The following is a 17649-nucleotide window of genomic DNA, read 5'->3' on the forward strand; positions in this document are numbered from 1 at the left end:
ATGGCTTCGCGGCCGGTTTCGGATGCGAAGCCATTCGGTTTCCCTACGGAAATTCGCGTCAAGCCGGTCGAGTTCGGCCGGTTTGCGCCAATCGGATCGAGAACTATCATGTCGAAAACATCTGGAAAGGGCGTACAGGCCTCCGCGCAAATCAACGCCGACAGCCTGACGGTCGTGCCATTGCGCCATCCTTTTCGCGTCGCAGCCATAAGCATCGTCGCGGTTGGATTGCTCGCCGTCGCCTACGCGATCTTCACCAATCCCAATTTGCAGTGGCCGGTCGTCAGGCAGTATATGCTGCACCCCGTCATTCTCGAGGGGCTGAAAACAACACTGATATTGACGGTGGTCATCCTGTTTTGCGCCGTCGTGCTCGGCACCGCCGTCGCGCTGATGATGCTGTCTCCCAGCAGACTGCTTTCTGTCCCTGCGCGCGGATATATCTGGCTCTTTCGAGGGGCTCCAGCCCTCGTCCAGATCATATTGTGGTACAATCTGTCGCTCGTCTTTCAAACCATCACCTTATGGATTCCTGGGATCGGAACGGTATTTTCGGTGCCGATGAACGATGTGATGACGCCCATCACCGCCGGGGTCCTGGCGCTCTCCCTGCATGAATCCGGATATATGGCGGAGATTATCCGTGGCGGGCTCAAGTCTGTCGCCAAGGGGCAAACCGAAGCGGCGATTTCGCTTGGGATGACCCCTTCCCAACTGATGCGTCGCATCATCCTGCCCCAGGCGATGCGAATTATCATTCCTCCGACCGGCAACGAAGCCATCAACCTTCTCAAGATGACTTCGCTCGTGAGCGTCATCACGGTGGCCGACCTGCTCTATGCCGCCCAGTCCATCTATGCGCGGACCTTCGAGACCACGCCTTTGCTTCTCGTCGTCACCTGCTGGTACTTGATCATCGTATCCATCATGACGTTCGGCCAGTACCATCTGGAACAGTATTTCTCCAGGGACGAGCAGCCGCTTCGGAAGTCCTTCCTCGGCACTTTGATCAAGTCCGCCTTCAACTTTCGCCACCGGGAGATTGCAGCATGAGCGCGCTTATCTCGCATAAGGAAAAATTCGGAGTGGCGCAGAACGTCATGGTGCATGCGTCTGCCGTCCGGAAGTCGTTCGGGCACCTCGAAGTCCTGAAGGGCGTCGACCTCCAGGTTCCCGAAGGGTCCGTCGCCTGCATCATCGGTCCGTCGGGATCGGGCAAGAGCACCTTCCTGCGGTGCATCAACCACCTGGAGGAGATCAACGGAGGCCTTCTATTGGTGGACGGTGATTTCGTCGGCTACCGGCTCGAAGGTGATAAGCTCTACGAACTGTCCGCAGCGGCGATTTGCAGGCGGCGTGCCGACATCGGCATGGTGTTCCAGCAGTTCAATCTCTTCCCCCATATGACCGTTCTGGAAAACCTGATCGAAGCTCCGACGCGTGTTCGTGGGGAGGATGCCGCCAGCGCCAGGAGACATGCTCTCCAGCTTCTCGATCGAGTCGGCCTGAGCGAGAAGGCGGGTTCCTACCCTCGAAGCCTTTCGGGCGGACAGCAGCAGCGCGTTGCAATCGCCCGCGCGCTGGCCATGAAGCCGAAGGTTCTGCTGTTCGATGAACCCACTTCCGCGCTCGATCCCGAGCTCGTCGGCGAGGTCCTGGCGGTCATGAAGGATCTGGCCACCAGCGGCATCACCATGGTGGTCGTCACCCATGAGATCGGTTTTGCCCGCGACGTTGCCGATCAGCTCGTTTTCATGGATGGCGGTGTCGTCGTCGAGACGGGAGAGCCGCGCGAGATGATCGCAAATCCCAAGTCCGCGCGCACGCGCGAATTTCTGGCGAGAGTTCGCTGATGAAGGCGTGCGCCGTTGGCGCGCATTCGTAACATCGATCATGGATACAGAACATGCAAAAGATAGATACCGCAACCGCTCCGAAGGCCATCGGGCCCTATTCTCAGGCAATCGCTCACAACGGCTTCTTGTTCGTGTCGGGCCAGCTTCCGTTGGACCCGGCGACCGGAAACATATCCGGCGAGACCTCGGCCGAGCAGGCTCGTCAATGCCTTGATAATCTGCGGGCCATCGCCGAAGCTGCCGGGGCCGATATGAGCAAAGTCGTCAAGACGACAGTGCTGTTGGCCGATCTGGCGGCATTCGCAGCGGTCAACGACGTCTATGCCGGTTATTTCAGCGACCCCTTTCCGGCACGAGCTTGCTATCAGGTCGCGGCACTCCCCAAAGGCGCCCTCGTCGAGATCGAGGCCGTGATAGCGCTGGAATAATGCCCGCGCAGCTTGGTGTCGGATATCCGGCTTTCAACTCGGACGCGGCATGCGTTGCAGCCAACGCCGCCGCGCAATTTTTTTCTGCGATCCGCCGATAAGCCGGGAAAGAACCGGTATCTGCGGGCGAATATGGCCCGGATGGCTCTCCGGTTTAACCAAGATCAAACGAGTTTGGCCGTATGGTCAATTCGTTACATGTCTTGGAAGGTGGATCCAACGCGGTGAATGGCATCTGGACGCAATTTGGTGGCAACCTTTCTTTCGTGTGCCTGGCAATTTCGCTTTGGGCGCATTTCTCGATCCAGTTTCAGTGCCGGTCGTCCACGCAGGAAAAGATCACCTTCGGTATCGTAGCCGGCGGCGCCTCCGTCGGGTCCATATTCCTGGCTATCGAATTCAACTCCGGCATCTATATCGACCTTCGCTTTGCCCCGCTCGCCCTGGCCGGCATGTTCGGGGGGCCGATTGCGGCGGCTTTTGCCGCTTCGCTGGCGATCGCCTTTCGTTTCGTCGTCGGCGGCGCCGCCATGATCGACGGGATCATCGCGATCCTTGCTGCGACCGGCATCGGTCTGGCGGGCTATTTTTGGACACGAAAGAGATCTCCGGAGTTCCGGGACGTTGCGTTGCTGAGCCTTGGCCTCGGCATTGCGCTGGTCGCGTCGATGGCCTTGCTTCCCACCCTGGTGAATGCCCATGTGCTGGCCAGCATCGGTTTTCCGCTGACATCGTTGAATTGTCTGGCGACGGTGCTCGGCGGTTTCGTCCTCCTGAAGACGCAGCAATGGGAACTGGAGCGGAGCATATTGGTGACCGCGTTTTCGCAGTCGCCCGATTATCTCTATGTGAAGGACCGGAACAGCCGCTTCATCACGGTCAATGAAAACATGACCCGCCTCTTCCGTTTCCGGACGACGGCGGAGATGACCGGATTGTCGGATTTCAATCTGATGTCGCCGCCGCTCGCGGAAGAACTGTATCATCTCGAACAGCAGGTGATGGAGACGGGGAAGCCGCTGATCGACTCCACCGAACGGATCGAAGGCCGGTTCCTGCTCGCTTCCAAAGTGCCGCTGAGGGACAAGCAGGGGCGGGTGATCGGCCTTGCCGGCGTGACGCGCGATATGACCGAACGGACCGCGCTGGAGCGGGAGCTGCGCGAAAGCAAGAACCTGCTGTCGCATGCGATGGCGAATATGTCCGACGGCATCGCCATGTACGACGGCAAAGGCTTTCTTATCTTCTGCAACGATCAGTACCGCGATGCTTTTCCGCTGTCCGGGGACGCCCGCGTGGTCGGCGCGCATATCAGTGACATTCTGCGCCGCGTCGTCGAAACCGGCGAGCGGCCCGCTATCGCGGAGGGTGATCCGGAGGAGTGGATGAAGGCCGCCAGCGCCTCGCTGCACAGCAACAAGGACGAAGAGGTTCAGCTTCACAACGGCGATTGGCGCAGCATCCGAACGAGGATTGCCGGAGACGGCACGGCGATGGCCGTCGTCTCTGATATCACGGCGACGAAGCAGGCGGAAATCGCGCTCAGGCTGTCGGCGGAACAGTTGAAAAATCTCGCCGAGACCGACGGGCTCACCGGCATCGTCAACCGTCGGGCCTTCGACGAGACTTTCGCGCGCGAGACAGCCGGCAGCACCAGGAGAAACACGCCGTTCAGCCTGCTGATGGTCGATATCGACCGCTTCAAGGCTTATAACGATACTTACGGCCATCCCGCCGGAGACCAGTGTCTGCGCGTCGTCAGCAAGTGCCTGCGCCACTCCGTCAGCCGCCCGGCGGATATCGTCGCGCGTTACGGCGGCGAGGAATTCGTGGTGTTCCTCCCCGATACCAGCGCCAAGGGCGCGATGATCGTTGCCGAACAATTCGCACGCCGCCTTGCCAAGGAAAACATCGCGCATTCCGGCAGTGAATTCGGGCGGGTAACGGCGAGCATCGGCATAGCCTGCGCAACGGGCGCTGTCCTGAGGACCAACCCGAACCGTCTCCTGACGGAGGCCGATGCCGCGCTCTACGATGCCAAGACGCAGGGGCGCAATCGCATCCTGGCCCATTCGCCCAATCCGGACCGGCATGTCATGAAGGATGCGGGTTAGCGGGATCGCGCGGACGCGGCGCCTTTCTTGATAGATTTTTTCTATCGAACCATCGTTGGTGCGGCCTTGATGTTTTTCCGGCTTCGACGATACAGGGCGCATGGACACAAAATTCATCGGTAAGAAATCGTCGGCGGCCGGCGGCTGGGGCGCCCTGAAGAGCTGCGGCAAGCAATTGCTGCAAAGCGGCATGCCCATCTCCGGGGCGCGGACGATGCTGAAGGCGAACCAGCCTGACGGTTTCGATTGCCCGGGCTGCGCCTGGGGCGATCCGGAACACGGATCGTCGTTCGAATTCTGCGAAAACGGTGTGAAGGCCGTCGCCTGGGAGGCGACGGAGAAGCGGGCGACCCCTGCCTTCTTCGCAGCGAACACCGTCACCGAGCTTCGCCGGCTGTCGGATTACGAGCTGGAGCTCAACGGCCGCCTGACGCATCCGATGCGCTACGACGCGGCGAGCGACCGTTACCTGCCTGTTGCCTGGGAGGACGCCTTTGCCGAGATCGGCAGCATCCTCAAAGGTCTCGACAATCCCAACCGGGCGGAGTTTTACACGTCGGGCCGGGCGAGCAACGAGGCGGCCTTCCTCTATCAGCTGTTCGTGCGCGTTTACGGCACCAATAATTTTCCCGATTGCTCCAACATGTGCCACGAGGCGAGCGGCATCGCCATGAAGCAGGCGGTCGGCGTCGGCAAGGGCACCGTGCTTCTGGAGGATTTCGAAGAGGCCGACGCTATCTTCGTCATCGGCCAGAACCCCGGCACCAACCATCCCCGGATGCTCGGCGACCTCCGCCGCGCGGCGATACGCGGCGCGCGCGTCGTCGTCTTCAATCCCCTTCGCGAGCGCGGCCTGGAGCGCTTCTCCGATCCGCAGGACAAGATCGAGATGCTGCGCGGCGGCTCGACCGACATCGCCAGCCACTACCTGCAGCCGCATCTCGGCGGCGACATGGCCGCGGTCAGGGGCATGGCGAAGGCGGTTTTGGCCGCGGAAGACGCGGCTGCCGCCGCCGGCCTGCCCTCCGTCCTCGACCATGCGTTTCTTGCCGAACATTGCGCCGGTTTTGCCGAATACCGGGCAGCCGTCGAGGCGACCGGCTGGGCCGAGATCGAGGACCAGTCGGGACTGAGCCGCAAGGAGATCGAAAAGGCGGCCGAGGTCTATATCAAGGCCGAACGGGTGATCTGCACCTGGGCGATGGGTGTCACCCAGCACCTGCATTCGGTGGCGACGATCCGCGAGATCGCCAACTTCATGTTCCTGCGCGGCAATATCGGCAAGCCCGGCGCCGGCCTCTGCCCGGTTCGCGGCCATTCCAACGTGCAGGGCGACCGCACCGTCGGCATCAACGAAAAGCCGTCGGACGATTTCCTCGATGCGCTGGAGAAGCACTTCGGCTTTGCCGTTCCCCGCGACCATGGCCATAATGTGCTTGCCGCAATCGGGGCGATGCTCGACGGTTCGGCCGAGGCTTTCATCGGCCTTGGCGGCAATTTCGCGCGCGCCACGCCCGACAGCGCGCTCGTCGAAAAGGCGCTGCGGCGGCTGAAGCTGACGGTCCATATTGCGACCAAGCCCAACCATTCGCATCTCATGCCGGGCGAGACGGCCTTCATCCTGCCGTGCCTGGGGCGCACGGAGATGGACCGTGATGCCGCGGGCGGCTCCCAGCTCGTCAGCGTCGAGGATTCGATGAGCATGGTGCATGGCTCCGCCGGCATCAACCGGCCGGCCTCGCCGCATCTTCTCTCGGAGGTTGCCATCATCGCCGGCATGGCGCAGGCGACGGTCGGTTCCGCCGTGGTCGACTGGGCGGAACTCGCCGGTGACTACGATCTTATCCGCGATCATATCGAAGCGACCATTCCGGACTTCGAAAACTATAACGAGCGCCTGCGCAAACCGCGCGGCTTCCACCTGCGCAATGCGGCGGCGCATCGGGAATGGCAGACGCCGGCCGGCAAGGCGGCGTTTTCGTCCGAGGCGCTTCCTGACGAGACGGTGCACCAGCGTGCGCGCAAGGGCGAGGGCCGTTTCGCCCTGCAGACGTTCCGGTCGCACGACCAGTACAATACCACCGTCTACGGCCTCGACGACCGATATCGCGGCGTCTACGGAGAGCGGCAGGTCATCTTCATCCATCCCGAGGATCTGGAGGCGATGAATGCGAAAGCCGGCGACCGGGTCGACGTGGTCGGCGAGCACGATGACGGCATAGCGCGCATCGCTGAGGATTTCCGCTTCGTGCCCTATGACATTCCGAGGGGCAGCATCGCCGGCTATTATCCCGAATTGAACGTGCTCGTGCCGCTTGGCAGCGCCGGCACGGAGAGCGATACGCCAACCTCGAAATCGATCATGGTCTCCTTCCGCCGGCGAAATGCCGCGTGAGCGACGAGGCGCCGGAGGCCGGCCGGTTTCTCGCTCTCGTCGCCGCGGCGCAAGAGCGGGATGGCAGGCTCACGTCCATACAGGCGGGCCTCCTCGTTGCGGCGGAACTGGGGATTGCATCTGACAGCCGCTCCTTTGCGCGCATGCTGGGGATCGCGCACTCCCTCGTGCTGCGGGAGCTCAACGCGCTCGCCGAGCGCGAAGGCGTGCTCGAGATCGTCAAGCGGGACCCGAGGACGATGAGAGTGCATTACGCGCTGCCGTCTACCTCTTCGCCGTAAGCGGCGTCCCTACCGGTGGCCGACACGCTTTCTGGTGTCGGAAGGATATTCTCCGTATGTCGACCTGTAGACCGCGGAAAACCGGCCGAAATGAAAGAAGCCCCATTTCAGACAGATTGCCCTCATGGTCTCGTTGCTCTCGGGATCGAGCAGGTCCTGCCGCGCCGCGCGCAGGCGCAGTGTCAGCAGGTAGGCAGCGGGAGAGGTTCCCCTGAATGCACGAAAGCCGGTTTCGAGCGCCCGGCTGGATACGCCGGCGGCTTCGGCGACCTTCGGCATGGTGATCGGCTGGTCGATGTTGGCCTGCATGAATTCGATCGCCTTGCGGATATGCCTGGGAGCGATCAACGCTGGTCCCTTGTCCAGGAAGTGGGAGAGGCGATTGGGCACCATACGCACGACCAGCTCGGCCAGCGCCTGCGTCATATGCGCCATGGCGATCGGGGATTGCAGCAGCGGCCCGTCATCGCGCATGCCGATGGCGATCGTTTCCGTCAGGCTGGCGATCGTGCGGCCGGCCGGCGTGGAGAGATCGAGTTCGGGCAGGAGATCGAGAGAGCCGCTGAACGGTATCTCGAAGGTCTGGCCGATCGTCTGAAGGATGACGGACCAGTTGATCAGCAATTCATCGATGACATTGGACTGCCCGTGCATGATGACGCTGTCAGGCTCGAAATTGTTATAGAGCAGCAGTTTTCCCTGTCCCGCCTCGGCGACGCGGGACCCATAGGTCACGCCCATGCCGCCGCTGCGCGGCACGACGATCGACAGATATTCGGCCGTATCCACCGTCGGCTCGATGTTGAACTGAAACTCTGCCTCGTGATAGCCGGTGAGCAGAACCGCGCTTTCGGTCGCGGAAAAATCCAAACCCCAATGAAAGTCCTGAGAGCGGCCGACAGGCTCGGCATCGAATGCGCCAAAGGCGCCGCCAAGGGTTTCGACCATGTTGTCGAAGGATGAACCGCGAAATCGAAACGAGAATGGCGGAGGGGTGTTTTCGGACATGCTGCTCCCGGTGCGTGGTTGTGTCGACGGCATCCGACATACATGGATGCCGGTTTGACGCATGTTCTTCTTGCGGCCGCGCAGGTCGCCATTGACCACCTTCCTCGGTCGCGTCGGTACAGGCGGAGGGGTGATAGGAAGCTTAGCCTGATGTTACACGATCCGAGTTCGGAGCGCAGCAAGTCGGCCGCATCAAACTGCGGGTTTGATGGTGCGTTCTAGCCGGGCGCGGGTGCAAATGTGATCGAGGGGGCGCGAGGTTGCCTGCCGAAGGATATCTAGTGGACCGCTGAGATGGCCTTCGGCAGGCAGACAGGCAAGCATACGCACAGGATGGGGTGCGTATGGATGTATCCTTCCATCCTCTTGGGGTGACGGATGGATGGATTTCGCTTTGGGACCGCGGACCATCATGGACCCGGTCAAAAGTCATCTTATTGTTCCACAGCGATCGAGCAATTATCGGATCACGATATTATTGGCCGATCGGTTTTTCGCGACGCAGTCTGGACTAAACTTGCGCAAAATGTATAGGCGGGCTCTCTCCCGGAGCGCCGTGCTTCCTTTCGGGCGCACGAGGGATCGAACACTTTCAATCCTCACATCCCGCTTTTCGAAAAGCGATTCCGATTTTTGGACTAAACATCCGGGCCGGCCGTTCGAGGTGTTGGCCTGCGCAAAGCGGACACAGATCTCAAATTTCTCATTTGGCATAAGCGAAGTGTTCATGCCAGGCTCGTCGGTCGAGGATCGCGCCGCCCGCGCGCTATTCGTGCGCTTTGGTGGGGGCGCCGGCAATGCTCCTGCGGACATGGCGAACCGCGGTCCAGACGGCAAAGAGCACGAGGGGGATGGCGCCGAGAACGGCGAGTTTGGTCACGTGCGGATCGACGCCCAGGGCGGAGATGCTTTCGAGGCAGATCTTGGCGAGGCCGATGGCATAATAGGTGATGGCGATGACGGAGAAGCCTTCGACCGCCTGCTGAATATGCACCTGGATGCGCGCCCGCTCTTCCATCGAGGTCAGCAGCGAGGCGTTCTGGTCTTCGAGCTGCACCTGCACCGTGGTTCTCAACAGGTCGCCGGCGAGGCTGACGCGTTCGGCCAGTTCGTCGAGGCGGCGTTCGGCGGCGCGGACCGAGCGGACGGCCGGCTGGAATCGCCGGTCAATGAAGGTGCCGATCCGCTGACGCTGCTCGGCGCGCTCCTCGCGAAGCTCCGACAGGCGGCTGGCGACGATCTCGGCATAGGCGTTCGTCGCGCCGAAACGGTGGCGGGCGAGCGCGGAGAAATTGAGGACATCGGAAGAGAGCCTGGTCACTTCGGAAAGCAGCGCCTTGTCGACTTTGACGGCGCTCTGCATATGCGCGATCAGGAGGTCGAGGCGCCGGTCGAAGGCCGAAAGTTTCGACACCGTCTCACGCGCCATCGGCAGCGCCAGAAGCGCCATCATCCGGTAAGTCTCTATCTCCAGGAAGCGCCTGACCATGCGGCCGGTGCGATAGGCGTTGAGGTTTCGATTGAAGAACAGGAATTCGACGAAACCGCTGTCGCTCAGCCGGAAATTCGAATGCACTTCCGCATCGCCGCCGCCGACCTTGGATGCGACATAGTCGAGCTTCGGTTTTTCGAGAGCCTGCCCGTCCTTCTCGTCGCGAACCAGCACGCGGACGGCGGCAATGACCTTGCCGTCGATCTGCCGGCAGCAGGTCTGAAAGGCTTCAGGCGGGTTGCTGCCGGGTTCGGCGGATGCGGGGATGACGAAGGTGAGGGTCAGGAATTCGGTATGGGCTTCCCATTTCAGCCGGCCGCCGCCGAAGCGGCCGATGCCGTGGCTGCCCTGGTGTGTCGTGGAAACATCCTCCAATCCCGGCAGAGAAGCGGGAAGCGGAGGAGGGGCGTTGTCGCCGACGATGGCGACGTGCCAGACATCGGTGTCGCCGTCAAAATAAAGCGACGGCCGCGCATGGAGCTCGTTGTGTAACTCCTTGCGCAGCGGATGCTCGGACGCCAGTGGCATGCCTCTCCCTCACGGAGCTTCAGAGCGCGACCGAAAGGGCACTATTGCGTTGGTGAGCCGCCTCTTGCGAGTTCACCATAGCGCTGGCAAGTTGACGGAAAGTGACGAGGCCCAAAGTTTCCCCGGATGGAGAAATCACCCTGGCATCGCCTTCCGGCGCGGACGCCAGCATCCGGACGGCTTCTTCGACGGTCGTTCCCGCCGCAATCGCCAGCCCGACCGGCGCCGCACCGGAGTGCACCGGCGTCATGACGGCTTCGACGTGGATGACGCGGCCCCGGTTCACTTCCTTGACGAAGTTGGCGATGTAGTCGTCGGCCGGGCGCAGGACGATGTCCTGGCTGGTGCCCTGCTGGATGACTTCGCCGTCGCGCAGGATGGCGATCTGGTCGCCGAGGCGCAAAGCCTCGTCGAGATCGTGGGTGATGAAGACGATGGTCTTCTTGATCTCCTTCTGGATGTCGAGAAGGACCGTCTGCATATCCGTGCGGATCAAGGGGTCGAGCGCCGAATAGGCCTCGTCCATCAGAAGCACCGGCGCATCGTTGGAAAGTGCGCGCGCCAGGCCGACGCGCTGCTGCATGCCGCCGGAAAGCTGGTTCGGATATTTCCGCTCGAAGCCCTTCAGCCCGACGCGCTCGATCCAGCGCATGGCGATTTCAACGGCTTTCGCACGCTCCATGCCCTGCACTTCGAGGCCGAAGATGGTGTTGTCGAGGACATTGCGGTGCGGCAGAAGTGCGAACTTCTGGAACACCATCGCCGTCTGCTGCCGGCGAAACGTCCGCAATTCGGCTTCGTTCATCTTCACCACGTCGACGCCGTCGACCAGCACTTCGCCCGATGTCGGATCGATCAGGCGATTGATGTGGCGGATGAGCGTCGACTTGCCCGAACCGGAAAGGCCCATGATGACCTGAATGCAGCCGGAGGGAATCTCGACATTGATATCCCTGAGGCCGAGGACATGACCGTGTTTTTCGTTGAGTTCGGTCTTCGTCAGGCCCTTCTGGACCGCGTCGACATAGGTCGTGGGGTTGGGGCCGAAGATCTTGTAGAGGTGGCGGATCTTGATGCCGCCGAAACGATGCTCAGCCATGGACGGTCTCCTGATGCTTCTGGAGCCTTTTGCCATAAGCCTGGCTGACCCGGTCGAAGATGATGGCGATGCCGACGATGGCAAGGCCGTTGAAAATGCCCAGCGTGAAGTATTGGTTGGCAATTGCCTTCAGCACCGGCTGGCCGAGGCCCTGGACGCCGATCATGGAAGCGATGACCACCATGGCGAGCGCCATCATGATCGTCTGGTTGATGCCGGCCATGATGGTGGGGAGCGCCAGCGGCAACTGCACCTTGAACAGCTTCTGCGAACGCGACGTCCCGAAGGCGTCGGCGGCTTCCAGCACGTCCTTGTCGACCAGACGGATGCCGAGATCGGTGAGCCTGATCATCGGCGGGATGGCGTAGATGACGACGGCGATCAGGCCTGGCACCTTGCCGATGCCGAGCAGCATGACGACCGGGATGAGATAGACGAAGCTCGGCATCGTCTGCATGACGTCGAGGATCGGGTTGACGATACGCTGCAGCCGGTCTGAGCGGGCCATCAGGATGCCGATCGGAATGCCGATGGCGATGGAGAGCACGGTACAGACGAAGATCATCGAGACCGTCCGCATCGTGTCGTCCCACATGTCGAAATAGCCGATCAGCAGCAATGTGACGAGACAGCCGACGACGATCTTCAGGCTGCGGCTCGCAAACCATGCGATGACGAGGATGATCGCCGTAATGATCGGCCAGGGCGTCTGCGTCATGAAGCGCTCGGCGGCGATGAGGAAATGCTGGAGCGGGACGAAGAGGCTTTCGATGCCGTCGCCATAGCTGCGCGTAAAGGCACGAAAACCGTCGTCGATCGCCTTCTTCAGATTTCGAAGCGCGTCGTCGTTCATGTGTGGGAATTTATAAAACCATTCCATTCGGATCCCCTTTTTCTTCAAAGAGCCGTGGCAGTCTTTTTGATTTTATCGGCAGCGAGAGGCGGTGCGCTTTCGCGCACCGCGTTAGTCAATGTTAAAGCGCAGCTTCGATCTTCTTGGCTGCTTCAGGCGAGACCCACTTGGTCCAAATGTCCTTGTTTTCTTCAAGGAAGTGCTTGGCGCCGTCTTCGCCGGTCGCCTGATTGTCGGTCATCCAGGCCATCAGCTTGTTGACAGTGTCGTTGGACCAAGAGCGCTTCTTCAGGTAGTCCATCACCTCAGGCCCGACCTTTTCGGAGAAGGGCTTGGCAACCAGGGTGACGACGTGGTCGACCGGCCACGCTGCGGCCTTCGGGTCGGGGCAATCGGCAACGGTGATGCAACGCTTCCATTCGGCGGCATCCTCCGGCACGCCGGCTTCCAGCTTGACCATCGCGTATTTGCCAAGCAGCGCGGTCGGCGCCCAGTAGTAGCCGACCCAGCCTTCCTTGCGTTCGTAAGCCTTGGCGATCGAGCCGTCGAGACCGGCAGCCGAGCCGGTGTCAACGAGCGTGAAGCCCGCCTTCTCGGCGTCGAAGGCCTTGTAGAGCTGCGAGGTGACGACGGTGCCGCCCCAGCCCTGCGGGCCGTTGATGATGGCGCCCTTCTTGGCATCCTCGGGATCGGGGAAGAGTTCCGGATGCTTCAGCACGTCGCCGATCGTCTTGATATCGGGATGCGCCTCGGCGATGTATTTGGGAATCCACCAGCCCTGCACGCCACCGTCCGGCAGCGGCGAGCCGACCTGGACGATACGGCCTTCGTCCGTGCCCTTCTTGACGACGTCGGGCAGCAGGTCGATCCAGGCTTCGGGCGCGATATCCGGCTGGCCCTTCTCGGCCATGGAGGTGATCGTCGGGACGGTGTCGCCGACGGTGATGTCGGCCTGGCAGCCGTAGCCTTCGTTCAGGATGAACTTGTCCAGGTTGGAGAGAACTTCGGCGCTCTGCCAGTTCATGCTGGCGATGGTCACGCTGCCGCATTCGGCGGCGCTGGCGAAAGACGCGCCGCCGATCAGGCCGAACGTCAAACATGTCGATGCAAGTAGTTTCTTCATTCTCGTTCCCTCTGCTTAACGGCTTGTGTTGTCGAACGGGGCGCCGCAGAACCCGTTCCAACGGTTGTCAGGAAGGTTCTCCCATACTCACCGATTTCTTGAATGCCGCCGAAAGGCCACTGGCGACCGAAGCGTCGAACCCGGCGGCGCGCATCGTTTCGATGGCTGCCGCGGTGGTGCCGCGATAGTCGAGAAAGGCCTGAACGACGTCATCGGGACATTCGTCGCTGCGATCGAGCAGCCGGCCGGCGCCCGATATCACCGTGTTGACGGCACGGCGCGCAACCTCGGCCGGCAGGCCATGAGCAACGGCGTCGCGCATCATGGCCGCGGCAAGCAGGGCCGGGAATGCCGGCCCGGAGCCGGTAAGGCCGGTGAGGTAATCGATGTCGCTTTCCCTTGCGACCTCGTCTTCAGACCCGCAGGTTTCGAAAATGGCGCGGACGAGCGCCCGGTCATCCCCGGTGATGCCGCTCGCGCCGATCCAGGGCGTATAGGATTTCGCCACTTCCGCAGCGGCATTCGGCAGGGCGCGCACGACGCGGCCGGTCTTGTGGCGCTCCGAAAGGGCGCTCAGGCGAATGCCGGCCATGACCGAGATGACGAGCTTGCCGGCGGCGTCGACTTGAAGCGGATGCCAGTCGTCCGGGCGGACGGAGAGAAGGATCACGTCCGAGCGGTCGGCAAGCTCCTGGCTGTCGGCGGTCCAGAAGGAATCCGGGAAGCGCTGCGGCTGCTCTCTGCGATAGGAGAGGCAGAGATTTTGAGGATCGACCAGGCCGGAATCGAGGATCGAACCGGCGATGGCTCCACCGAGCCAGCCGCCGCCGCCAATAATACCGATCCTCAAGGAAACGCTCATCTCGGTTTCCTCTAGCCGGGCCTATAGCCATGCCGGGCGAAGAAGCGGTCGAGCTCCCTCTGCTGCGGCACTTCGCCCGTGTAGATCGCGATATACTCCGGAATCCGTTTCATGCGGATGGCGAGTTCCTCCCTCGATTGCATGGAAATGTAGCCGATCTGAACGAGGTAAGTTGTCCGCGCTCTGACATCTGATGTCGTTTCTGGTACCCCGAACCGCATGAACATGCGTTTGAGCGCCTCCATGCGAATTTGATCGGCCTGCTGGACCTCGGCCAGGAGTTCGTCCGACTGCAGCGCCCAGCTACGTACGGCAAACTCGAATTTGGCGTCGAAGAGGTCGGTGTTCAGCCAGCAATCGAAAACGTTGAGCATCGCTTCGGCCAGAGATTCCGCGTAGGCTTCGGACTGCTTGACGATATTGCCGGTGTTTTTCTCGCGCCATCGCGCCACGAGTGCGCTCAACAGTTCCTCCCGATCCTTGAAGAACCAGTAGAAGCTCGTTCGTGAGAGGTTGAGCTTCTTCGCCAGAGGCAGAATTTTCACCGAATCCACGCCTGAATCCAGAAGGGAGTGGTAAGCCGCTTCCAGCCATCCCTCCTGTGATCCGCGCCAGCCAGTGTCGTTCAAAGCCTGATCCATACATTATCTCCTATCAAATTCCGGAGCCTTGCGCAAGAAAAATGTACACAAGTGTCGAAAATAACGACTTACTTGTTTTCAACATTGACACATATGTACATTGCGCTTAGCGTCTCGTCTGACATATTTTTAATACGGAACCACGGCCCATGTCGAACGATCCTCTCCTTCAGCCCTACCAGCTCAAGCATTTGAAGTTGCGTAACCGTATCATCGTCACCTCGCACGAGCCGGCCTATCCCGAGGACGGCATGCCGAAGGAGAAATATCGGGCCTATACGGTGGAGCGCGCCAAGGGCGGCGTGGCCCTGACGATGACGGCGGGCTCGGCCGCCGTTTCCAGGGATAGTCCGCCCGTCTTCAACAACCTACTGGCTTACAAGGACGAAATCGTGCCCTGGATCAGGGAGATGACCGACGCCGTGCATGAAGAGGGGGCGGCGATCATGATCCAGCTCACCCATCTCGGCCGGCGCACGCGCTGGGACAAGGGCGACTGGCTGCCCGTCGTCGCTCCGTCGCATCATCGCGAAGCTTCGCACCGCGCCTTCCCGAAGAAGATGGAAGACTGGGATATCGAGCGCATCATCAAGGATTTCGCCGATGCGGCCGAGCGCATGAAGGCAGGCGGCATGGATGGAATCGAGCTGGAGGCCTACGGCCACTTGATCGACCAGTTCGCGTCTCCGCTGACCAACGAACTCGACGGCCCCTATGGCGGCGCGCTCGAAAACCGCATGCGCTTCTGTCTCGATGTGTTCAAGGCGGTCCGCGAGAGGGTCGGGAACGAATTCATTCTCGGCGTGCGCTATACGGCGGACGAATGTCTGCCCGGTGGCAACGGCCAGGCCGAAGGCATCGAGATTTCGAAGCGGCTGCGCGACAGCGGCCTCATCGACTATCTGAACGTCATTCGCGGTCACATCGACACCGATGCCGGCCTGACCGACGTCATCCCGATCCAGGGCATGGCGAACTCGCCCCATCTCGATTTTGCCGGTGAAATCCGCGCCGCGACCAACTTCCCGACCTTCCACGCCGCGAAGATTCCCGACGTCGCCACAGCGCGCCACGCGATCGCAGCCGGCAAGGTCGACATGGTCGGCATGACCCGTGCGCACATGACCGACCCGCACATCGTCCGCAAGATCATCGAGAAGCGGGAAGAGGATATCCGCCCCTGCGTCGGCGCCAACTACTGTCTCGACCGCATCTATCAGGGCGGGGCTGCCTATTGCATCCACAATGCCGCCACCGGCCGCGAGCTGACCATGCCGCATATTCTTGCGAAGGCCGATCATAAAAAGAAGGTCGTCATCGTCGGCGCCGGCCCGGCTGGTCTGGAAGCGGCGCGCGTCGCCGGGGAGCGCGGCCATGAGGTCGTCGTCTTCGAAGCGGCGAACAATCCGGGCGGCCAGATCCGGCTCACCGCCCAGAGCGAGCGCCGCAGGGAAATGATCAGCATCATCGACTGGCGCATGAGCCAGTGCGAGAAATACGGCGTCACCTTCCACTTCAACAGCTGGGCCGAAGCCGACACGATCGAGGCCGAAAATCCTGACGTCGTCATCATCGCCACCGGCGGCCTGCCGCATACGGAAGTTCTGACGAACGGCAACGAGCTGGTGGTCTCCTCATGGGACATCATTTCCGGCGACGTGAAGGCCGGCTCCAACGTGCTGATCTTCGACGATGCCGGCGATCATGCCGGCCTGCAGGCGGCGGAGTTCCTCGCCAAATCGGGCGCCAAGGTCGAGATCATGACGCCGGACCGGTCCTTCGCGCCGGAGGTCATGGCCATGAACCTGGTGCCCTATATGCGTTCGCTCCAGAAGTACGACGTGACCTTCACCGTTACCTATCGCCTGGAGGCCGTCGAAAAGAGCGGCAACCAGCTCGTCGCTCATATCGGCAGCGATTACGGCGGCATTGCCCGGCAGCACAGCTACGACCAGATCGTCGTCAATCACGGGACCATCCCGCTCGACGAGCTCTATTTCGAACTGAAGCCCAAGTCGAAAAACCTCGGCGAGATCTCGCACGACCAGCTTCTGCAGGGGGAGCCGCAATCCGTCATTCGCAATCCCGAGGGCAAATTCCAGCTGTTCCGGATCGGCGATGCCGTCGCTGCGCGCAACACGCATGCCGCTGTCTATGACGGTCTGCGCATCGCGAAGGATATATGATCGCAATAACTGCCGGCTGCCAGCCGATCGGGAGAGGATGATATGAGTGTGCGTAATGAAAGCCTCCAGCACTTCCTGGAGGCGGCTTCCCTGGCTTTCGGCCAGTTCGCCGAGGCTCCGGAAGCCCGCCGCTCGGTCGGTCAGATCTTTGCGGCGCTGGAACGACCGGGAACGGCGCGCGGGGGCAAGGGAAGCCGGCTGCCCGTCTGCGCTCACCTCGATATGGCGCTCGCGGTCGATACGTCCTATGCTTGCCTGGCGCGGTTGATCGAGGGGTTCAAAGGCATCGAGCCAATGCTTGAATGGGGTCGACGCACCAAGTATGACCACACGGCCAGCGACAATTTCGTCGATGGGCATGCCAATGCCATGATCGTCGGGCCGGGCGGATTGGAGGAGCGAAGCGACCTGTGGTTCGGCGTGACGTTGATGGCGCCTCACGTGCGCTATCCCGATCACGACCATGCGCCGGAGGAAGTCTATCTCGTGCTTTCCAAGGGGGAGTTCCAGCAGGGGGAGGGGAACTGGTTTTCGCCTGGTATCGGCGGATCGTTCTACAATATTCCCGGGATCAAACATGCCATGAGGTCGGTGGAGACGCCGCTCTTCGCCTTCTGGGTGCTGCTTGCCGATCGGCCGCATTGACGGCCTGAAGTCTGAAGCATGTCGCGCAAAGCCGTGCAGCGGTTTTGCGATAACGGCATGCGTAAAACAAAGAATTAGAGCGCGGGCCAAGCGAATCTGAAAGATCGCGGCGCGCTTTGGAATAAAAGGGGTTCGCAC

General features: G+C 61.4%; 15 protein-coding genes. 8 read left to right on the forward strand and 7 right to left on the reverse strand.

Annotation, left to right across the window (positions count from 1 at the left end; genetic code table 11):
• The 6 genes from ATY78_RS20205 (at window position 1) to ATY78_RS20230 (ending at window position 7074) form a co-directional block, all read left to right on the forward strand.
• Window positions 1–1053, forward strand: coding sequence for an amino acid ABC transporter permease (locus ATY78_RS20205; protein WP_245313606.1), 1053 nt, complete (start codon window positions 1–3; stop codon window positions 1051–1053).
• Window positions 1050–1853 carry an amino acid ABC transporter ATP-binding protein gene (locus ATY78_RS20210; protein WP_088684080.1) on the forward strand — a complete coding sequence of 268 codons (804 nt, stop codon included), beginning with the start codon at window positions 1050–1052 and terminating at the stop codon, window positions 1851–1853. Before ATY78_RS20205 ends, ATY78_RS20210 begins: the two co-directional genes overlap by 4 nt.
• 53 nt (window positions 1854–1906) lie before the next feature.
• Window positions 1907–2284, forward strand: a complete 378-nt coding sequence (locus ATY78_RS20215) for a Rid family detoxifying hydrolase (RefSeq protein WP_088684081.1) — start codon at window positions 1907–1909, stop codon at window positions 2282–2284.
• 182 nt (window positions 2285–2466) lie between these two features.
• Window positions 2467–4398: a diguanylate cyclase gene (locus ATY78_RS20220; protein WP_088684082.1), complete on the forward strand. Its 1932-nt coding sequence runs from the start codon at window positions 2467–2469 to the stop codon at window positions 4396–4398.
• A gap of 100 nt (window positions 4399–4498) precedes the next feature.
• Complete coding sequence (locus ATY78_RS20225; protein ID WP_088684083.1) at window positions 4499–6793, forward strand: FdhF/YdeP family oxidoreductase; 2295 nt, start codon at window positions 4499–4501, stop codon at window positions 6791–6793.
• On the forward strand, window positions 6790–7074 hold the full coding sequence (locus ATY78_RS20230) for a hypothetical protein (protein ID WP_088684084.1): 285 nt from the start codon (window positions 6790–6792) through the stop codon (window positions 7072–7074). The genes ATY78_RS20225 and ATY78_RS20230 overlap by 4 nt, the downstream gene beginning before the upstream one ends.
• 9 nt (window positions 7075–7083) lie before the next feature.
• On the opposite strand, the gene ATY78_RS20235 is transcribed toward ATY78_RS20230, so the two are convergent.
• The 7 genes from ATY78_RS20235 to ATY78_RS20265 all read right to left on the reverse strand — a co-directional run bounded on the left by ATY78_RS20235 (window position 7084) and on the right by ATY78_RS20265 (window position 14680).
• Entirely contained in the window at window positions 7084–8082 is a 999-nt protein-coding gene (locus tag ATY78_RS20235) for a helix-turn-helix domain-containing protein (protein ID WP_088684085.1), read from the reverse strand.
• Window positions 8083–8848: 766 nt separating this feature from the next.
• Window positions 8849–10102 (reverse strand): DUF3422 domain-containing protein, encoded by a 1254-nt coding sequence (locus tag ATY78_RS20240; RefSeq protein WP_088684086.1) that lies wholly within the window; start codon window positions 10100–10102, stop codon window positions 8849–8851.
• Window positions 10103–10121: 19 nt separating this feature from the next.
• A complete protein-coding gene (locus ATY78_RS20245; RefSeq protein ID WP_088684087.1) occupies window positions 10122–11201 on the reverse strand; it encodes a glycine betaine/L-proline ABC transporter ATP-binding protein in 1080 nt (359 codons plus the stop codon).
• On the reverse strand, window positions 11194–12081 hold the full coding sequence (locus ATY78_RS20250; RefSeq protein ID WP_088684088.1) for a proline/glycine betaine ABC transporter permease: 888 nt from the start codon (window positions 12079–12081) through the stop codon (window positions 11194–11196). The genes ATY78_RS20245 and ATY78_RS20250 overlap by 8 nt, the downstream gene beginning before the upstream one ends.
• Window positions 12082–12175: 94 nt before the next feature.
• Window positions 12176–13177 (reverse strand): ABC transporter substrate-binding protein, encoded by a 1002-nt coding sequence (locus ATY78_RS20255; protein ID WP_088684089.1) that lies wholly within the window; start codon window positions 13175–13177, stop codon window positions 12176–12178.
• A 67-nt stretch (window positions 13178–13244) separates the two neighbouring features.
• Window positions 13245–14039, reverse strand: coding sequence for a pyrroline-5-carboxylate reductase dimerization domain-containing protein (locus ATY78_RS20260; RefSeq protein WP_088684090.1), 795 nt, complete (start codon window positions 14037–14039; stop codon window positions 13245–13247).
• 11 nt (window positions 14040–14050) lie between these two features.
• The gene (locus tag ATY78_RS20265) at window positions 14051–14680 is read right to left on the reverse strand and encodes a TetR/AcrR family transcriptional regulator (protein ID WP_088684091.1); all 630 of its coding nucleotides are present in this window, start codon (window positions 14678–14680) and stop codon (window positions 14051–14053) included.
• A 149-nt stretch (window positions 14681–14829) separates the two neighbouring features.
• On the opposite strand from ATY78_RS20265, the gene ATY78_RS20270 reads away from it, so the two are divergent.
• Both ATY78_RS20270 and ATY78_RS20275 read left to right on the forward strand, forming a co-directional pair.
• Window positions 14830–16866 (forward strand): NADH:flavin oxidoreductase, encoded by a 2037-nt coding sequence (locus ATY78_RS20270; RefSeq protein ID WP_088684092.1) that lies wholly within the window; start codon window positions 14830–14832, stop codon window positions 16864–16866.
• Window positions 16867–16908: 42 nt separating this feature from the next.
• Window positions 16909–17511 (forward strand): dimethylsulfoniopropionate lyase, encoded by a 603-nt coding sequence (locus ATY78_RS20275; RefSeq protein ID WP_088684093.1) that lies wholly within the window; start codon window positions 16909–16911, stop codon window positions 17509–17511.
• The last annotated feature ends 138 nt before the right edge of the window (window positions 17512–17649 follow it).

This window comes from Rhizobium sp. R635, assembly GCF_002211285.1.
Classification (GTDB): domain Bacteria; phylum Pseudomonadota; class Alphaproteobacteria; order Rhizobiales; family Rhizobiaceae; genus Rhizobium.

What these genes read in the sequence shown, in the direction of transcription:
- ATY78_RS20225 (WP_088684083.1), top strand. Translation starts at nt 4,499, where the DNA reads ATGGACACAAAATTCATCGGTAAGAAATCGTCGGCGGCCGGCGGCTGG.
- ATY78_RS20220 (WP_088684082.1), top strand. Translation starts at nt 2,467, where the DNA reads ATGGTCAATTCGTTACATGTCTTGGAAGGTGGATCCAACGCGGTGAAT.
- ATY78_RS20245 (WP_088684087.1), bottom strand. Translation starts at nt 11,201, where the DNA reads ATGGCTGAGCATCGTTTCGGCGGCATCAAGATCCGCCACCTCTACAAG.
- ATY78_RS20205 (WP_245313606.1), top strand. Translation starts at nt 1, where the DNA reads ATGGCTTCGCGGCCGGTTTCGGATGCGAAGCCATTCGGTTTCCCTACG.
- ATY78_RS20260 (WP_088684090.1), bottom strand. Translation starts at nt 14,039, where the DNA reads ATGAGCGTTTCCTTGAGGATCGGTATTATTGGCGGCGGCGGCTGGCTC.
- ATY78_RS20210 (WP_088684080.1), top strand. Translation starts at nt 1,050, where the DNA reads ATGAGCGCGCTTATCTCGCATAAGGAAAAATTCGGAGTGGCGCAGAAC.
- ATY78_RS20215 (WP_088684081.1), top strand. Translation starts at nt 1,907, where the DNA reads ATGCAAAAGATAGATACCGCAACCGCTCCGAAGGCCATCGGGCCCTAT.
- ATY78_RS20235 (WP_088684085.1), bottom strand. Translation starts at nt 8,082, where the DNA reads ATGTCCGAAAACACCCCTCCGCCATTCTCGTTTCGATTTCGCGGTTCA.
- ATY78_RS20275 (WP_088684093.1), top strand. Translation starts at nt 16,909, where the DNA reads ATGAGTGTGCGTAATGAAAGCCTCCAGCACTTCCTGGAGGCGGCTTCC.
- ATY78_RS20250 (WP_088684088.1), bottom strand. Translation starts at nt 12,081, where the DNA reads ATGGAATGGTTTTATAAATTCCCACACATGAACGACGACGCGCTTCGA.
- ATY78_RS20270 (WP_088684092.1), top strand. Translation starts at nt 14,830, where the DNA reads ATGTCGAACGATCCTCTCCTTCAGCCCTACCAGCTCAAGCATTTGAAG.
- ATY78_RS20255 (WP_088684089.1), bottom strand. Translation starts at nt 13,177, where the DNA reads ATGAAGAAACTACTTGCATCGACATGTTTGACGTTCGGCCTGATCGGC.
- ATY78_RS20265 (WP_088684091.1), bottom strand. Translation starts at nt 14,680, where the DNA reads ATGGATCAGGCTTTGAACGACACTGGCTGGCGCGGATCACAGGAGGGA.
- ATY78_RS20240 (WP_088684086.1), bottom strand. Translation starts at nt 10,102, where the DNA reads ATGCCACTGGCGTCCGAGCATCCGCTGCGCAAGGAGTTACACAACGAG.